A 17,277-nucleotide genomic window follows, 5' to 3' on the forward strand; every position below is an offset into this window, starting at 1 on the left:
CATGGCTGGTCGAACTTAAGTGTGGTCTTTCCGGCGTTCTCAGCACCGTGACCATGGCGTGACCCTAAGGGTGCGACAATTTCGACGCAGTTAATTCGACCGTGCAAAAATGCTTGGAACTCGCAGTTCTTGAGCACAGTAAACACCGGATTAAGGCATCCGAATAAATGCAAGCGGACGCCGGAGCCGCTCATTGTGCTCGCGCGCGGTGTCGGTGGGCACCGTTGATTCACGGCTCCTTAAGCGCGAGCAGATACCCCTGAAGTCTCCGATTGAATGAGGCCGTCATGTCCGGTTTGCCAATGGAAGTCATCGAGGTAATAGGCCAGACGTTGGCGAAGGTCGTGCCGGTCACGATCGCGCTCGGCCTTGTATTCACGGTGCTCTCGCATTTCTGGTCCTGCAATCCGGGCAAACCCTGGTGGCGCAAGAGCGAACTCATCACCGACATCTGCTACTGGTTCTTCGTGCCGGTGTTCGCGCGCATCTTCCGAATCGGGCTACTGGTGCTCGGCGCCGCCATCCTCTTCAACATTCATGAGCCTGACGAACTGATAGCATTCTACGACAACGGCCATGGGCCGTTGTCAGAGCTTCCGCTCTGGGTGCAGGCGATATTGTTTCTCGTTGCGTCCGACTTCATGCTGTACTGGCTGCACCGCATGTTTCACGGCGGCGGATTCTGGAAGTACCATGCCATACATCATTCCTCGGAGGATCTTGAGTGGATCTCGGCGGCGCGGTTCCATCCGGTCAACCTGTTTATCGGTACGATCCTGGTCGACGTCATCCTGCTGATCGCGGGCATCTCTCCCAACATCATGCTGTGGGTCGGGCCGTTCACGACCTTCCACTCCGCCTTCGTTCACGCCAACCTGAACTGGACGTTCGGGCCGTTCAAATACGTGCTTGCCACGCCGGTCTTCCATCGCTGGCATCACACCTCGCTCGAAGAGGGCGGCAACACCAATTTCGCCGGCACCTTCCCGCTCTGGGACGTTCTGTTCGGCACGTTCCGTATGCCGGAGAACCGGATGCCTGACGGTTACGGCGTGGACGATCAGGAGATCCCGACCGAGATCGGCGGGCAATTGGCCTATCCATTCCGTCAATAGTCAGGCCGGCAGTTTCGCATGAGCACTGAAGCCGGAGCGATCCAGCGCGAGAAGACCTTCAGTCTTGCCGACTTCCCGGCATGGCTCTGGATCGGAATCGGCGTCTACGCGCTGGTGCTGGTCGGCGGACGGGCGCTGCTGAACGATTCCGATACCTACTGGCAGATCGCCGTGGGCCAGTGGATCCTCGACCACCACGCATTGCCGCGCGTCGACATCTACTCCTTCACCAAGGCGGGCGAGCCGTGGATGTCGTCGTCTTGGCTGGCGCAGGTACTGTATGCGATCAGCTACAATCTGGCGGGCTGGACCGGCCCGGTGGTTCTCGCCGCGACCTGCATCGCCGCGACCTTCGCTTTGTTCACTCATATTCTCAGCCGTCGCATTCCCGCGGCCTATGCTGTCGCCGTCGCGATGGTGGTGCTGGCGCTTTCGATGGGGCATTTTCTGGCGCGCCCGCATGTGCTGGTGCTGCCGATCATGCTGGCGTGGGCAAACGGGCTGATGTTGGCGAGCGAGCGTGGCCAGGCGCCGTCACCATGGCTGCTGCCGTTGATCGCGTTGTGGGCGAACCTGCACGGCGGGTTCGTGTTCGGCCTCGTGCTGGTCGGTGCGTTCGCGCTCGATGCGCTGTGGAATGCCGATCGCGTGCGGCAAAGGGCCGTGGCGGTGCGCTGGGCGGTGTTCGGCATCGGCGCGCTGCTGGCCTGCTGCGCCACGCCTTACGGGTGGGGGGCGATCCTCGCCGCACGCAAGATCCTCGATCTCGGCGAACTCCTGCATCTGATCTATGAATGGATGCCGGCGGATTTCAGCAGATTCAGCGTGTTCGAACTGGCGATCCTTCTGCTGATCGCCGGCGCGCTCTATGGCGGCGTCAAGCTCACGCCGCCGCGGATCGCACTGGTGCTTGGCCTGCTGCACATGGCGCTGTCGCATGTCAGGAATCTCGAGATCTTCGCCCTGCTGCTGCCGATCGTGGTGCTCGCGCCGGTGGCGTCGCAATTCGCGCTGCAGCCGGCCTGGCGCGCCCGCAGCGGGGCCCCGATGCCGGTGATGGCAGCGGTGATGATCCTGCTCGGCGGCTGGACATGGCTGCTGGCGGCCAACACCACTTTTGCACCGCCTGAAAACCAGTCACCGGCTGCGGCTGTCGATGCGCTGAAGGCGCATCATCCCAAGCGGGTCCTCAACGATCTCCCGTTCGGCGGCTATCTGATCTGGCGCCAGATGCCGGTATTCATCGACGGGCGCGCCGAGCTCTACGGCGAAGCGTTCGACGTGGCCTATTACCGCGCGCTGCAGCTCAAGGACGTCAACCAGTTCCTCGACATTCTCAAGACCTGGGACATCGACGCCGTGCTGCTGACGCCGTCGACGCCCGCGGTCGGCCTGCTCGATAATATCGGCGGCTGGCGGCGCGCCTACGCCGATGGCAACGCCGTATTGCATGTCCGTACCGCCGGCAGGCCATGACACGGCGCAACCAGGCGCTGGATCTTTTGCGCGGGATGGCCATCCTGCTGGTGGTGCTGGTGCATTGCCAGGAAGAATCCACCGGCCTCGTTCCCGGCCTGACCTGGTTTGCCAAGGAGTTCGGCGGGCTCGGCGTCCAGCTCTTTTTCATCGTCAGCGGCTATACGATGATGCTGACATTTGGCGGCAGGGTCGATCTCAACGCCGCCCGTTCGTTTTATCTCCGGCGCTTCTTCAGGATCGCGCCGCTGTTCTGGGTCGCCATTGTATTTTATCTGCTGGTGACGCGAGGCCGCGGCATCACGAACTTTGCGCCTGACGGTGTTGGCGTGAGCGACGTGCTGCTGACGTTTTTCTTCCTGCATTCGAGCAGCGTCACCGCCTACAATTCGGTCGTTCCGGGCGGCTGGAGCATCGCGGTGGAAATGCAGTTCTACCTGCTGTTTCCGCTTCTGATCTATCTGTTCCGCCGGCGCAACGGCGCCATGCTGTGCTACGCGTTGATCGCGCTGGTGAGCATCATCGGGCAATTTGTCATCGAGCCCAACCTGATTCCGCGGCTGGCGGCGTCGCTGCCGGCCAGCCAGGCATATCTGGCTGAAGGCGTCTTCACGAGCTGGCTGCCGCGCCAGGCGATCTGTTTCGGCTTCGGCATCCTGCTGTATGATTATATCGAGTTGAAGAACAGGCCGGCATTCGGCGCGCTGTTTCTGCTTGGCGCCGCGCTGGTATCCCCGCCGCAGGGCGCCCAGGTCGCACTGCTGGCTGCACTCGCGCTCGGTGTCCTGATCTCGAACGTTTCGCTGTCGTGGATGACGTTGCTGGGGCGTCACTCCTACGCCATCTATCTCGTTCATTTCGCCGTGGTGTCGTTTATTGCCGCACTCTCCCCGATGGGTCTGGTGCCGCTGTTCCTGCTGGTCACCGCCGTGTCGCTGGCGTTCAGCTATTATCTGATCGAGCCCCGGATCGAGCGTCCCTTCAACCGGCTGGGCCACGCGCTGGCGTCGGCCGGTGGCGCCCCAAAGGCCGTCGTGACGGCCTCCTGAGGGCGTTTCCGGGCGTGTGAACTGGCGGCGCGGCGGGGCTTCTGATACGCCGGTCGAAATGAACCTGCCGACCGAAATCGTCGAGATGTTCGGCCAGACCCTGGCCAAGGTGGTGCCGGTCACGATCGCGCTGGCGCTCGTGTTCTCGGTGTTGGCGCATTTCTGGGCCTGCAACCCCGGACGGCCGTGGTGGCGCAAGCGCGAGCTGGTCACCGACGTCTGCTACTGGTTCCTGGTGCCGCTGTTCGCGCGCGTGTTCCGCATCGGGCTATTGGTGCTGGGCGCCGCCCTGCTGTTTGGAATTCGCGACGCCGACGAGCTGATCGCCTTCTACGACAACGGCCACGGCCCGTTGTCGGGCCTGCCTTTGTGGCGGCAGGCCATCCTGTTCCTGGCCGCCGCCGATTTCATGATGTACTGGCTGCACCGTATGTTTCATGGCGGCGGGTTCTGGAAATACCACGCCATCCACCATTCGTCGGAAGACGTCGACTGGATCTCGGCCGCGCGCTTCCACCCCGTCAACCTGCTGTTGGGTACCATCGGGGTCGATGTCGTACTGCTGACGGCCGGCATTTCGCCGGGCGTGATGCTCTGGCTCGGGCCGTTCAACATCTTCCATTCGGCGTTCGTTCACGCCAACCTCAACTGGACGCTCGGCCCGTTCAAATATGTCGTGGCGACGCCGGTGTTTCACCGCTGGCACCACACCGCCCGCGAGGAGGGCGGCGACACCAATTTTGCGGGCACCTTTCCGCTCTGGGACATCCTGTTCGGGACCTTCCGGATGCCGAAAGGCGCGCTGCCGGACCAATATGGTGTGGACGATCAGTCCTCGTTTCCCCGCGAGATCATTGGACAGCTGGCCTATCCGTTCCGGAAATAGCGCTTCGCGCGGCCGCCCGGAGATTCATGCGCAATTAAACATGCTGGCGGCGGATTTCTCGCCCCATTTCGGGGCCCATTTGCCCTTTGTTCATGAATTGTCGTCAGATTCAGCCGTGTCGGGCGCCGGTTCCGCTGCGTATCGCCATTGCCGGCTTGTTGATGCCCCGGGGTAGAGTATGTCGTTCAAGGTTCAGCGTATTCGCGCACGCGCGCGGTTCGGTTTGCGTTCCCTCGTTGCAGGAATCCTGCTGTGGCCGGCCGTCAGCCTGGCCGCGCCCGATCCCGACCGTATCGCCGTCTATGTCGATCAGGCAAAGCTCGTGAAGCTTCCTGCCAAGGTCTCCACCATCGTGGTCGGAAACCCGCTGATTGCGGACGTAACCCTGCAGAGCGGCGGCATCATCGTGGTCACCGGCAAGGGCTACGGCGCGACCAATTTCATCGCCATGGACCGCAACGGCGAGGTGCTGGTCGACCGCCAGATCCAGGTCGAAGGCCCGACCGATCAGCTCGTCACCGTCTATCGCGGCGTCGAGCGGGAATCCTATAGCTGCATGCCGATCTGCCAGCGCCGCGTCACGCTCGGCGACGGCGAGACCTACTTCAAATCGGCGATCGACCAGGCCGGTTCTCTCAGCGGTCAAGCCGCCGCCGCCGGGACCAAATAGGCAAACTGAGCTCTTTCGGTTCTGATTGAATCAGAACCGAACCTCCAGTCGACGCGTCCCCTATCCTGTCCGCGAATCGATCTCTGCCCGAACAAGGCTCGATCTGAAGACAGTTAACGCCCGGTTAGCGGACCGGGCCGCCCTGCCTCGGTTCGACGAAACACTTCCACAATCACTTTCAGGTAGTTCTTGCAGGCGGATAATCGCTGCCGTCTGGGGATTTTTCGATGTCGTCACCCGCTCCTGCAAGAGTCTCTGTTAGAAACGTATTCGGCCGATTTCGCCGCAACCGGCAGGGCTCAGCCGCCGTCGAGTTCGCGCTGATTGCGCCGTTGTTCTTCGGCATGCTGTTTGCGATTATCGAGACGGCGATTGTATTTTTTGCCGGCCAGGTTCTGGAACAGGGGATGGCGGATACCGCGCGGCTGATGCTCACGCATGAGGCCCAGGACACCGCCATGACCGAAGCTGTTTTCAAGACCAAACTCTGTGATCGCATCAAGGTGATGTTCGACTGCCAAGGCAATATGGCGAACCTCACCGTGGATGTGAAGACGTTTCCCCCGGGTACCGTGATCACGATCACCGATCCGATCGTCAGTGGAAGCCTGACCGGTCCTTTCACATACTCTCTGCCGCCATCTGGTTCTCCCAATACCGTCGTCGTTCGCGCCTTTTATCAATGGCAGCTATACGTGACGCGGTTCGGATACAATATTTCAGATCTCAACGGCAGCCAGCGACTGCTTGCGGCCACCGCCGCTTTCCATGTAGAGCCGTGATACGATGATGGTATCCCCGATGCAGAAAATGTCGCTTCGCGTGCGCAGGCTGTTGAATGATCGCAGCGGTCTTGCGGCGGTCGAGTTCGCCATGATTTTTCCGATGATGGTGGTGATGTTCTTCGGAGTGCTCGAGCTTTCGTCGGCCATTGCCGTGGATCGCAAGGCCACCCTGGTGGCGCGAACGCTTTCCGATCTGACGTCTCAGATGGCGAGCGTGGCGGATGCTGATCTCCTCAGTTTTGGTGAAACGGCAAAGGCGATCATGACACCTTATCCGGGTTCGCCGTTGATCTCCTCCGTCACGGAGGTTTACGTCGATAGCGGGACCGGGGTCGCTCGGGTTCAGTGGAGCAAGGGGTTGACGATCGGTCCAACAGGCGTTGTCGCGATCGCGGTGACGGCACCTCATAATCAGGGTGACGTTGTGGTGTTGCCGACGACCCTCGTCGCGGCCAAGGGGACATACGTGATCTGGAGCGAGGTCAGCTACAAGTATACGCCGGCGATCGGTTATGTGGTGGCGAAGACCGGCATGTCCTTTAGCGATACCGCGTTCACGCGTCCGCGCACGGTTACCTGTGTTACATATAGTGCGACACCGATCTCGGGCAGCCTACCCCCCTGTCCGACCTGGTGACGGCGGCACTCTCGGACAAGCTTCGCCACTTGCACCGTTCACCGCGACCTTCTCCTGGAGGAGGATCGGCGCTGAATTCGCGGGGTTGCGTTGGTTCGGGCTTCGGTAAGGGCGGGCTTGATCCGCGGCATTGGAAAGCGGCCCCGTACAGCAGCGCTACATCCAATGCGGGATGTGTCCAAAGCCTCGATTAAAACGATACAGGCACCTCTGCCCAATGCCATCGTGGGACTTTGGTTGCGAGAGCAACGATGCAGACCCGCAGGGTCGCGTTTGCGCAAAGCGGGTACCGGTTTCCGCTCGGGACAAGCGCGAAGCGTTTGCCGGGAGATCTCCACAAAGACATTAGATTCCGATCCGATTCAATCCATCGGATCATGATCTGTTGCGCGCGCGGCCAACCCAAAATTTCTCGATTTACTGTCTGCTTGTACCGGCTACCGAACCGACAACCGATCTCATCGTGGTCCTGCTGGACACCTGCCGCATTAAGACAGAACGGAAAGAACAAGACGCCGGCCCCGTGGGCCATCCGTAGTCCTGGCCGATTTTTACGGCGAGGCCCCGCGGCCAGTCAGCCAATCGGCCGCCTGATGACCTGACCAAATCAAGGGCCAAATCAACTATTGGCGTGTCGGTGGGGTCGTCCGATGGTCTTGCCGGTCCACGCATCGAGCCGCGCGCAATCAGGATATGACCCTTGTGCGCCGATCAATAAAAAGCCCCGGATCGCTCCGGGGCTTTCTGAGGCTCGGTGTTTACTTCAAGGCGGCGTCCGCGCCGCCTTCCGCCAGGTCAGTTCGTAATATGCGCGGTCTGCAGCGCGTGGTTGAACATGGCGTTCAGCGCCGCGGTGATATCGGAGGGCGAGTTCGCGGTGTAGAAGAAGCCGGGCGACGCGCATTTCTGCAGGCTGGCCGGAATATACTGAATGTTGGTGTTGGCAGCGGTGTCTTCATCGCCGGCAAAGCTCGTAACCACGGGTGAGACCTGTTGATAGGGAATATAGAGCACGGAAACGATGACGCCGCGGCCCTTGAGGGTTTCGCATTGGGGGACGGTCGCCAGGGTGTTCCGTTTATCAATCGTGGTAGCCTGGTTGCTGCCGTGCCAGGAGCCGTTGGGAACGTCTTTGTATTGGTTGTCTTGTGCGCCGTCGGTGACGAGGAAGACGTAAGGCTGCGGGGTGGTCGCCGTGCTGCCGTCGCCGACGGCGCCGGTGCCGCCGGAGATGAGACCATTGACCGAACTAAGCGCGGTATCGATATGCGTGCCGCCCGAGCCAAGGTTTGAATCCATATTTGTGTCAAGCAGCGTGGCAAGGTTTGCGGCGGCGTAGTTGATGGTCGAGGAATTGGTGGGAGAGCCGTTGATGCTGCTGGTCAGAGGAAAATAGGCATAGAGATTCTGAATGAACGGGTAGAGGCCGATCCTGAACTGGTTGGAAACCTTCATGGAGGCGTTCGCGGTAACGAACAACTGGTTCACGGCGTAGCCGACCGCGTCGAGGCGCAACTGGATGCAGTCGTCGGTGCCATCCGTCGGGCAGGATGAAACCGCCGTCAGGCTGTCCGCCCGGCTTTTGGAGTTGCCCTTAATCAGCGAATTCGCCACGCCAGGAGTAACAGTATTGTTCAGGTCGGGAAGCATCGTCGTCGGCAAGCCAGGCTTCTGCTTCAGTGCGCCCGCGACCGAGTTCGCATTGATGAGGTTATTTAGCGCGGGCTGGTTGAGGCGCGAATAGATATATCCCATGCAATAACCATTCGTATTGTATTGCTGGGAATACGAACTGGTAATAGGGGGATTGGCGGGCGGAGCGGTAGGGGAAGTGACAGGGGGATCTGAGCACGCGCTGCCTTTCGGCGAAAAATGGCAGGCCAGGGTACAGCCGATGACGGGGGAGGTGCCGGAGCGGTATTGGACCCAGTTATCCGGGTTGACTATGCCCAACCGCGTCTGCTCGGCGGCAGTCGACGGCAGGCCCATCGACCCCGAGACGTCCAGCGTCAGATAAAAATCGAGGTACGGCGGCAACGTGGCGGCCGAACTTGAAACGCCCGTTACCGTCAGTTTCTGAAACCCGATCACTTTCAGGAAGGATACCGGTACATCGGCGGTGTATGTTACGGTTGCAGCCAGCCTGATGCCGGTCTTCGTCATGGTGCTGCTGCGAACCAGATTTTGGTAGCCGGTGATCCCGCTCATGTTGGCGTCAAAGACATTGTTGGCATCGGTAACGCCGACGGCGACAGTGCCGTTGCCGGTCATTACCGAGGCCGCGACAAAGCCCGGCGATCTCTGCGAAAGCGCGGCGATGCCCGCAGCATCCGCCGCGGTTTGCATTTTTGCCTTCATTCGGGTCGCGAGCGAATAATCCACCGCACACCCGATGGCCGATACAAGGGGTATCGCCGTGATCGCGAAAATTGCCGCGACATTGCCCCGCCGATCGCGACGGAAACGGGAAAGATACTGCTTAAGACGAAATGGCACGATACGCCCCCTGGCTATCCAAAAGCGCGTGATCGTAGCCCGGCCTCCCCTAAGTGCCCCTTAACCTGATCACCGAAAAACGGGCCGATTTCGGAAGTGACCGACTTCAGAAACCCTGCGTTACGATCTGTTTACTACGAGAGCTCCGCGAAGGCGCAACGCTTGCGCGTTCTTCGCCGATAACGCGCACCGACCGAATGAAAAAGGCCGCGCCAAGGGCGCGGCCTTTTAACTTACTCAATGGCGATTCCCCGGGGACGCTGTCGCCGGCGTCCCGAAAAATCGTTATCCGGCGGCGCGCAGATTGTCGGCCGAAGATTTGCCAGAGCGGCGATCTGCTACGATTTCGTAGGAGATCTTCTGGCCTTCACGCAACGTTCCGAGGCCGGCACGCTCGACAGCGCTGATGTGCACGAACACGTCATTGCCGCCGTCATCCGGCTGGATGAAGCCATAGCCCTTGGTTGCGTTAAACCACTTCACGGTTCCCATGCTCACGGGGGTAGTCCCTTCTCAGATATACAAGTCGTAGCCCACCCTTCGATGGGCTGGTGAGATCGAATTTTTGGAAGGGTCGTCAGCGTCTAAACCGGCTGTACCGGTGGATAGCTAATGTCGTCCGGCCGAAAATCGATGGACAATATTATTCGATAGTACTGTTCAAAACAATCCTGACGTGCACGATTTTTTGATTCGGCCGGCCAGCCGGCCACGACCGCGCACGATATGGGCTTATCGGGCGCGTTTTTGGCAGGCCTTAACGGAACGTTTACCGTCGGCGGAACTGACCGCCGCGCGGCGGCGCCCCACGCGGGGCACCGGTGCTGGGGCGCTCGTCCTTGTGACGGAAGATCAGGCGGCCCTTTTCCAGATCGTAGGGCGACATTTCGATCGTGACCCGATCGCCTGCCAGCGTCTTGATCCGGTTCTTCTTCATCTTGCCGGCGGTGTAGGCAACGATCTCGTGTCCGGCGTCGAGCTGCACGCGGTAGCGTGCGTCGGGGAGGATTTCGGTCACCAGTCCTTCGAACTGGATCAGCTCTTCTTTAGCCATGGTGGTCTCCAGGTCGATCGAGGCTAGCGCTGCGGTCGGTGGGTACGGTTGGGTTGAGTATTCGGACGGCTCTCGCGATGCAAGAAGGCGACGCCCTGAATGCCCTCACTTTTCCCGCCTTGGCTCTTGCTGGCCTGCTGCGCCGAACGCGGCTGTTCGTGCCGGTTTGGCTGCGGCGCGGCATTATTACCACCACCTCGGCGGGGACGGCGAGGGCCTTTTGATCCCGGTGCCGCTTCATGTCCCCGGGATTCTTGCCCACGGGATTCATGCCCTCTGGAATCCTGGGAGCGGGCGGTGTGGGCGCGCGGTGCGGACCGTCCCCCGCGGTGCTGCGCAGGGCGCTGTGCGGTGGCCGGCGCAGCGTCGCGGCTGCCGGGCGTGCGACGGTCTTCCCGCGGCAGCGTGATTTTGATCAGCCGCTCGATGTCGCGCAGATAGCCCATCTCCTCGGCGCCCGCGACCAGCGAGATCGCAACGCCTTCGGCGCCGGCGCGCGCGGTGCGGCCGATGCGGTGGACATAGGTTTCGGGGATGTTGGGCAGATCGAAATTCACCACATGGCTGATGCCGTCGACATCGATGCCGCGGGCGGCAATGTCTGTCGCCACCAGGGTGCGGATCTCGCCGGTGCGGAACGCCGCCAGCACCCGCTCGCGGTGGTTCTGCGACTTGTTGCCGTGAATGGCATTGGCAGAGATACCGGCCCTCTCCAGCGTCTTCACCACCTTGTCGGCGCCGTGCTTGGTGCGGGTAAATATCAGCGCGCGGTCAACCGGTTCCTGCTTCAGAAGCTGCGCCAGCACGCCCGATTTGGCCGAGAAATCGACCTGGATGATGCGCTGGGTGATCCGCTCCACGGTCGAGGCCACCGGCGTCACCGCCACGCGGGCGGGGTCGCGCAGCATGGCTTCGGCGAGTTCGGCGATGTCCTTCGGCATGGTGGCCGAGAAGAACAGCGTCTGCCGCTTGATCGGCAGCTTGCCGACGATTTTGCGGATGTCGTTGATGAAGCCCATGTCGAGCATGCGGTCGGCTTCGTCCAGCACCAGGAACTCGACCTGGTTGAGCTTGAGCCCGTTGCTCTGGACGAGATCGAGCAGGCGGCCGGGAGTCGCCACCATGACTTCGACGCCCTGCATCACCGAGCGGACCTGGCGGCCCATCGGCACGCCGCCGATCGCGAGCGCCGAGCTTAGGCGGATGTGGCGGCCATAGGCGTTGAAGCTGTCGAGGATCTGGCCCGACAATTCGCGGGTCGGCGAGAGCACCAGCACGCGGCAGGTCTTGGGCTGCGGCCGGATGCGGGTTTCCAGAATGCGGTGCAGGATCGGCAGCGCAAAGGCCGCGGTCTTGCCGGTGCCGGTCTGGGCGATACCAACGACGTCACGGCCGGTGATGGCGAGGGGGATGGTCTGGGCCTGGATGGGTGTGGGCGTGTGGTAATTTTCTTCCTTGAGGGCACGCGAAATGGGTTCGGCAAGGCCGAAATCCTGAAAGGAGGTCAAAAGAGGGTTCTTTCCATTAAAAGGCAGGCGCCCGACCGGTATCGGCCAGGAACGCGCGAGGGGGTGTCAGAGACACCCGCGTGCTTGGGGCGTCGGTTTTGCTAGCTGAAGGGGCAAGCCAGAAACCGCAAAACGGGATCAGAACACGCGGCTCGCAAGGACCTGATGATTCTCTAGGTCACGCTGATCATATGGAACACCCACGCGGCGCTTTCAAGGCGAATTACGCGCGTTTCGTCGGCGCAGTTAAGGAACCGCTCACCCAGCCCATGTCGCGGCCGCCCGTCAGCAACTCAAACGATCAAAATTCGTGCAAGTAATTTAGCCAAATTGAGGTGATTGCATAAAAAATAGATAGTTTGCCGCCAAAGCATACATTTTTTTGGCCTATAAAATAAGCAAATTTCCCGCCGCTGGTTTCCGCACGCTTGAGATTTCCAAGCGATTAGATGGACTTATCCCGTTTTCGGTCGATGGCATGGTTCTTGCGATTCCGTTAACGCAGGCGGCCGTGGGGCCGTTCGCAGCGTTTAACGCGTCTGCGTCAGGGAGATGACACCTCATGCTTACTCAATTGACTCACGATATAACGACGATGAGCCGCCGTCGCTGGCTGGCGGCGACCGCCGGCCTGGTTTTGGGCCTGGCTACATTTTCAAACGCCAAGGCGGCGGACGACACCATCAAGGTCGGCGTCCTGCATTCGCTCTCCGGCACCATGGCCATCAGCGAAACCACGCTGAAGGACACCATCCTCTTTCTGATCGACGAGCAGAACAAGAAGGGCGGCGTGCTCGGCAAGAAGCTCGAGGCCGTAGTTGTCGACCCCGCCTCGAACTGGCCGCTGTTTGCGGAAAAGGCGCGTGAGCTGATCACCAAGGACAAGGTCTCTGTCGTATTCGGCTGCTGGACCTCGGTGTCGCGCAAGTCCGTGCTCCCGGTGTTCAAGGAGCTGAATTCGATCCTGTTCTATCCCGTGCAGTACGAAGGTGAAGAATCCGAGCGCAACGTGTTCTACACCGGTGCCGCGCCGAACCAGCAGGCGATCCCCGCGGTCGACTATCTGATGAAGGACGAGAAGGTGAAGCGCTGGGTGCTGGCTGGCACCGACTACGTCTATCCGCGCACCACCAACAAAATCCTCGAAGCCTACTTGAAGTCGAAGGGCGTCAAGCAGGAAGACATCATGATCAACTACACGCCGTTCGGTCACAGTGACTGGCAGACGATCGTGGCCGACATCAAGAAGTTCGGCTCGGCCGGCAAGAAGACCGCCGTGGTCTCCACCATCAACGGCGACGCCAACGTTCCCTTCTACAAGGAACTCGGCAACCAGGGCATCAAGGCGACCGACATTCCGGTTGTCGCGTTCTCGGTCGGTGAAGAAGAACTCGCCGGCATCGACACCAAGCCGCTGCTCGGCCATCTCGCCGCCTGGAACTACTTCCAGTCGATCAAGGATCCGGGCAACGAGAAGTTCATCAAGGCCTGGCAGGCCTACACCAAGAATCCGAAGCGCGTGACGAACGACCCGATGGAAGCCCACGTCATCGGCTTCGAAATGTGGGTCAAGGCGGTCGAGAAGGTGAAGTCGGTCGACGCCGACAAGGTGATCGACGCGCTGCCCGGCATCGAAGCCAAGAACCTGACCGGCGGCACCTCCAAGATGCTTCCGAACCACCACATCACCAAGCCGGTGTTCATTGGCGAAATCAAAGCCAACGGCCAGTTCGACGTGGTGTGGAAGACCCCGGGTCTTGTCGCTGGCGACGCCTGGTCGAAGGAGCTCGACGGCTCCAAGGACCTGATCGGCGACTGGGTCGGCAAGAAGTGCGGCAACTACAACACCAAGACCAACAAGTGCGGCGGTCAGGGCTCCTGATCGCGATCTGATCCGAAAGGATGATGATCCTGCTTACCTAAAACAAGAAACTTCCAAGAGAACTATCAAGAGTACCTCCAAGCAAGAACGGAGAAGGCGGCGCTGCCGCCGCCTTCTCCCCACACTCCCGCCGGGGTCGTATTGTGCCTGCCAATTTTCTGAACCGTTTTCGCGCGGCCTTGCTCGCAATCCTCCTGACCGCAGCTTTCGCCGTGCCGGCGCTGGCGGGTCCGTTCGAGGATGCGGTCGCCAAATTCGCCAATGACGATTTTTCCGACACCGACGAAGCGGTCGGCACGGTCGCCACATCGGGCAATCCGCTCGCCTTTCCCATCATCAGCGCGCTGCAGGAAGGCCGGCTGTCGGCCGATCCGGAATCCAAGAAAGTTTTCGTTACGGGTACCGACGGCAAGATTATCGATGCCGCCACCGGCACCGCCGTCGACAAGCTGCCCGATGGTGCTGCAGCCGTCCGCCTCAACAACCGCCTGCGCCGTACCGTGGAGGCGGCCCTCGGCGGCCTGACGCTGCTGTCGCCCGATCCCGCCAAGCGCATCGCGGCCGCGCAGTCGGTGTTCAAGAGCCATGAGGAGAGCGCGCTTGCCGTGATCGACGGCGCGCTCGCCAAGGAAACCAACAAGGGCGCCAAAGCGGCCTTCACCGAGGCCCGCGCGGCGATACTGCTCTACAAGGCCGATGCGACCGAGGTGGAAAAGCTGGAGGCCGTCGCCGTCGTCAAGGCGAAGGGCGACCAGGAAGCAATGGCGCTGCTGACCGGCCTGCCCAGCGATGTGCCGCCCAATGTCGCGCGCGCCGCGGCCTCAGCGATCGCCTCGATCCAGAGCAACCTCGCCATGTGGTCGATGGTGCAGAACGCCTGGTACGGCCTGTCGCTGGGCTCGGTGCTGCTGCTCGCCGCAATTGGGCTCGCGATCACCTTCGGCGTCATGGGCGTCATCAACATGGCCCATGGCGAGATGGTGATGATCGGCGCCTACACCACCTTCGTGGTGCAGGAGGTCATCCGCACCCGCTATCCCGGCCTGTTCGATTACTCGCTGCTGATCGCGGTGCCGCTGGCTTTCCTCGTCGCGGGCGCCCTCGGCGTCCTGATCGAGCGCGGCATCATCCGCTTTCTCTACGGCCGCCCGCTGGAAACGCTGCTGGCGACCTGGGGCCTCTCGCTCGTGCTGCAGCAGGCCGTGCGCACGATGTTCGGCCCGACCAATCGCGAGGTCGGTAACCCGTCCTGGATGAGCGGCGCGTTCGAGCTCGGGCAGATCACCATCACCTATAACCGACTCTGGATCCTCTGTTTCACGCTGGCGGTATTCGCCATCCTGCTCGCCATGCTGCGCTACACCGCGCTCGGGCTCGAGATGCGCGCGGTCACTCAAAACCGCCGCATGGCGGCCTCGATGGGCATTGCCACCTCGCGCGTCGATGCGCTCACCTTCGGCCTCGGCTCGGGCATTGCCGGCATCGCCGGCGTGGCGCTGTCGCAGATCGACAATGTCAGCCCCAACCTCGGCCAGAGCTACATCATCGACAGCTTCATGGTCGTGGTGTTCGGCGGCGTCGGTAATCTTTGGGGCACGCTGGTCGGCGCCTTCACGCTCGGCATCGCCAACAAGTTTCTGGAGCCGGTGGCCGGCGCCGTGCTCGGCAAGATCGCCATTCTGGTGCTGATCATCCTGTTCATCCAGAAGCGGCCGCGCGGCCTGTTCGCGCTCAAGGGCCGGGCGGTGGAAGCATGACGCCGCACGTGCTGACGCGTTCGCTGGATCGTAGTGCTTCCATCTTCATCCTGGTGGTCGCAGGCCTCGGCGTGCTGATCCCGCTGTCCAACCTGCTGCTGCCGGCGGGCTCGATGCTGCAGGTGCCGACCTATCTGGTCGCGCTGTTCGGCAAATACGCCTGCTACGCCATTCTCGCGCTCTCGATCGATTTGATCTGGGGCTACTGCGGCATTCTCTCGCTCGGCCACGGCGCGTTCTTCGCGCTCGGCGGCTACGCCATGGGCATGTACCTGATGCGTCAGATCGGCAGCCGCGGCGTCTACGGCAATGCGATTCTGCCTGATTTCATGGTGTTCCTGAACTATCCGAAACTGCCATGGTACTGGCACGGCTTTGATATGTTCTGGTTCGCGGCGCTGATGGTTCTGGTCGCGCCGGGCCTGCTGGCGTTCTGCTTCGGCTGGCTGGCGTTTCGTTCGCGCGTCACCGGCGTCTATCTTTCGATCATCACGCAGGCGATGACCTACGCGCTGCTGCTGGCGTTCTTTCGTAACGATTTCGGTTTTGGCGGCAACAACGGCCTGACCGACTTCAAGGACATTCTGGGCTTCAACGTGCAGGCCGACGGCACCCGCGCCGCCCTGTTCCTGCTGAGCTGTCTGGCACTCATTGTCAGCTTCCTGATTTGCCGGGCAGTGGTGACCTCAAAACTCGGCAAGGTCCTGATCGCGATCCGCGACGCTGAATCCCGCACCAGGTTCTTGGGCTACCGCGTCGAATCCTACAAGCTGTTCGTGTTCACGCTGTCGGCCTGCATGGCCGGCGTCGCCGGCGCGCTCTATGTGCCGCAGGTCGGCATCATCAATCCCGGCGAATTCGCCCCGGGCAATTCTATCGAGGCGGTGATCTGGGTCGCGGTCGGCGGCCGCGGCACGCTGGTCGGTGCGGCGCTCGGCGCCGTCGTCGTCAATTACGCAAAGACCGTCTTCACGTCGGGTCCGCTGGCGCCGTACTGGCTGTTCATGCTGGGCGCGCTGTTCATCCTGGTGACGCTGCTGCTGCCGAAGGGGATCATCGGCACCTTCAACGCATGGTGGGAGGAACGGAAGGCCAAACAAGCGACTGCCAACGCCGAAAGCGCCGATCTCGAAGACGGCGTCGGCGAACCGAAGCCGGCGGAGTGAGCGCATGAGTGTCATGGAGGGAAGGACCACTTCCGCGCTGCTCTATCTCGACGGCGTGCATGTCTCGTTCGACGGCTTTCACGCCATCAACAATCTGTCGCTGACGCTCGAGCCCGGCGAGATGCGCGCCATCATCGGCCCGAACGGCGCGGGCAAGACCACGATGATGGACATCATCACCGGCAAGACCAAGCCCGACGAGGGTACGGTGCTGTTCGACGGCATGACCGACCTGACGCGGCTCGATGAAACCCGCATCGCCGAACTCGGCATCGGCCGAAAATTCCAGAAGCCGACGGTGTTCGAGAGCCAGACCATCGAGGATAATCTCCTGCTGGCACTCAATATCGATCACAGCGTCAAGGGCACGCTGTTCTGGCGCGGCAACAGGGACGAATCTGAGCGGATCGACCGCGTGCTGGAAACCATCCGCCTGACCGATGCCCGCAACAGATTGGCCGGCAGCCTGTCGCACGGCCAGAAGCAGTGGCTCGAGATCGGCATGCTGCTGGCGCAGGATCCAAAACTTCTGCTGGTCGACGAGCCGGTCGCCGGGATGACCGACGTCGAGACCCATCAGACCGCCGAGCTGCTGAAGGAAATCAACAAGGAAAAGACGGTCATGGTCGTCGAGCACGACATGACTTTTGTGCGCGAACTCGGCGTCAAGGTCACCTGCCTGCATGAGGGCACGGTGCTGGCGGAAGGGACCATCGATCAGGTCTCGTCGAACGAGCGGGTGATCGAAGTATATTTGGGAAGGTGAGGTGTATGCCGGTCATTCGTCATGAAAGGT

15 protein-coding genes are annotated in these 17,277 nt (G+C 61.3%); 11 read left to right on the forward strand and 4 right to left on the reverse strand.

Annotated elements, in window-relative coordinates; translation table 11 throughout:
- Window positions 1-287: 287 nt before the first annotated feature.
- The 7 genes from ACPPVP_RS05590 to ACPPVP_RS05620 all read left to right on the forward strand — a co-directional run bounded on the left by ACPPVP_RS05590 (window position 288) and on the right by ACPPVP_RS05620 (window position 6,618).
- Window positions 288-1,115, forward strand: a complete 828-nt coding sequence (locus tag ACPPVP_RS05590; protein WP_426532073.1) for a sterol desaturase family protein — start codon at window positions 288-290, stop codon at window positions 1,113-1,115.
- 18 nt (window positions 1,116-1,133) lie between these two features.
- Window positions 1,134-2,591: a hypothetical protein gene (locus ACPPVP_RS05595; RefSeq protein ID WP_426532074.1), complete on the forward strand. Its 1,458-nt coding sequence runs from the start codon at window positions 1,134-1,136 to the stop codon at window positions 2,589-2,591.
- Window positions 2,588-3,640, forward strand: coding sequence for an acyltransferase family protein (locus tag ACPPVP_RS05600; RefSeq protein ID WP_426532076.1), 1,053 nt, complete (start codon window positions 2,588-2,590; stop codon window positions 3,638-3,640). The genes ACPPVP_RS05595 and ACPPVP_RS05600 overlap by 4 nt, the downstream gene beginning before the upstream one ends.
- 58 nt (window positions 3,641-3,698) lie before the next feature.
- Window positions 3,699-4,526, forward strand: a complete 828-nt coding sequence (locus ACPPVP_RS05605) for a sterol desaturase family protein (protein WP_426532078.1) — start codon at window positions 3,699-3,701, stop codon at window positions 4,524-4,526.
- Between the two features lie 178 nt (window positions 4,527-4,704).
- Window positions 4,705-5,196, forward strand: coding sequence for a pilus assembly protein N-terminal domain-containing protein (locus ACPPVP_RS05610; RefSeq protein WP_426532080.1), 492 nt, complete (start codon window positions 4,705-4,707; stop codon window positions 5,194-5,196).
- A gap of 227 nt (window positions 5,197-5,423) precedes the next feature.
- Window positions 5,424-5,978, forward strand: coding sequence for a TadE/TadG family type IV pilus assembly protein (locus tag ACPPVP_RS05615; protein WP_426532082.1), 555 nt, complete (start codon window positions 5,424-5,426; stop codon window positions 5,976-5,978).
- 19 nt (window positions 5,979-5,997) lie between these two features.
- On the forward strand, window positions 5,998-6,618 hold the full coding sequence (locus tag ACPPVP_RS05620) for a TadE/TadG family type IV pilus assembly protein (RefSeq protein WP_426532084.1): 621 nt from the start codon (window positions 5,998-6,000) through the stop codon (window positions 6,616-6,618).
- Between the two features lie 795 nt (window positions 6,619-7,413).
- Here ACPPVP_RS05620 and ACPPVP_RS05625 read toward each other — a convergent pair.
- From ACPPVP_RS05625 to ACPPVP_RS05640, 4 genes are all read right to left on the reverse strand, one after another.
- On the reverse strand, window positions 7,414-9,114 hold the full coding sequence (locus ACPPVP_RS05625; RefSeq protein ID WP_426532086.1) for a TadE/TadG family type IV pilus assembly protein: 1,701 nt from the start codon (window positions 9,112-9,114) through the stop codon (window positions 7,414-7,416).
- 285 nt (window positions 9,115-9,399) lie between these two features.
- A complete protein-coding gene (locus tag ACPPVP_RS05630) occupies window positions 9,400-9,612 on the reverse strand; it encodes a cold-shock protein (protein ID WP_002714433.1) in 213 nt (70 codons plus the stop codon).
- A gap of 271 nt (window positions 9,613-9,883) precedes the next feature.
- Window positions 9,884-10,168 (reverse strand): translation initiation factor IF-1, encoded by a 285-nt coding sequence (infA, locus tag ACPPVP_RS05635; RefSeq protein ID WP_025588295.1) that lies wholly within the window; start codon window positions 10,166-10,168, stop codon window positions 9,884-9,886.
- A 23-nt stretch (window positions 10,169-10,191) separates the two neighbouring features.
- The gene (locus ACPPVP_RS05640) at window positions 10,192-11,676 is read right to left on the reverse strand and encodes a DEAD/DEAH box helicase (RefSeq protein ID WP_426532089.1); all 1,485 of its coding nucleotides are present in this window, start codon (window positions 11,674-11,676) and stop codon (window positions 10,192-10,194) included.
- A 562-nt stretch (window positions 11,677-12,238) separates the two neighbouring features.
- Between ACPPVP_RS05640 and urtA the strand changes: the two genes are divergently transcribed.
- The 4 genes from urtA (at window position 12,239) to urtD (ending at window position 17,247) form a co-directional block, all read left to right on the forward strand.
- The gene (gene urtA, locus ACPPVP_RS05645; RefSeq protein WP_426532091.1) at window positions 12,239-13,558 is read left to right on the forward strand and encodes an urea ABC transporter substrate-binding protein; all 1,320 of its coding nucleotides are present in this window, start codon (window positions 12,239-12,241) and stop codon (window positions 13,556-13,558) included.
- A gap of 179 nt (window positions 13,559-13,737) precedes the next feature.
- Window positions 13,738-15,315, forward strand: a complete 1,578-nt coding sequence (urtB, locus tag ACPPVP_RS05650) for an urea ABC transporter permease subunit UrtB (RefSeq protein ID WP_426537681.1) — start codon at window positions 13,738-13,740, stop codon at window positions 15,313-15,315.
- Entirely contained in the window at window positions 15,312-16,481 is a 1,170-nt protein-coding gene (gene urtC, locus ACPPVP_RS05655) for an urea ABC transporter permease subunit UrtC (protein WP_426532093.1), read from the forward strand. The genes urtB and urtC overlap by 4 nt, the downstream gene beginning before the upstream one ends.
- A gap of 4 nt (window positions 16,482-16,485) precedes the next feature.
- Window positions 16,486-17,247 (forward strand): urea ABC transporter ATP-binding protein UrtD, encoded by a 762-nt coding sequence (gene urtD / locus ACPPVP_RS05660; RefSeq protein WP_334390900.1) that lies wholly within the window; start codon window positions 16,486-16,488, stop codon window positions 17,245-17,247.
- Window positions 17,248-17,277 lie beyond the last annotated feature (30 nt).

Source organism: Bradyrhizobium sp. McL0615, from assembly GCF_049993905.1.
Taxonomy (GTDB): Bacteria; Pseudomonadota; Alphaproteobacteria; order Rhizobiales; family Xanthobacteraceae; genus Bradyrhizobium.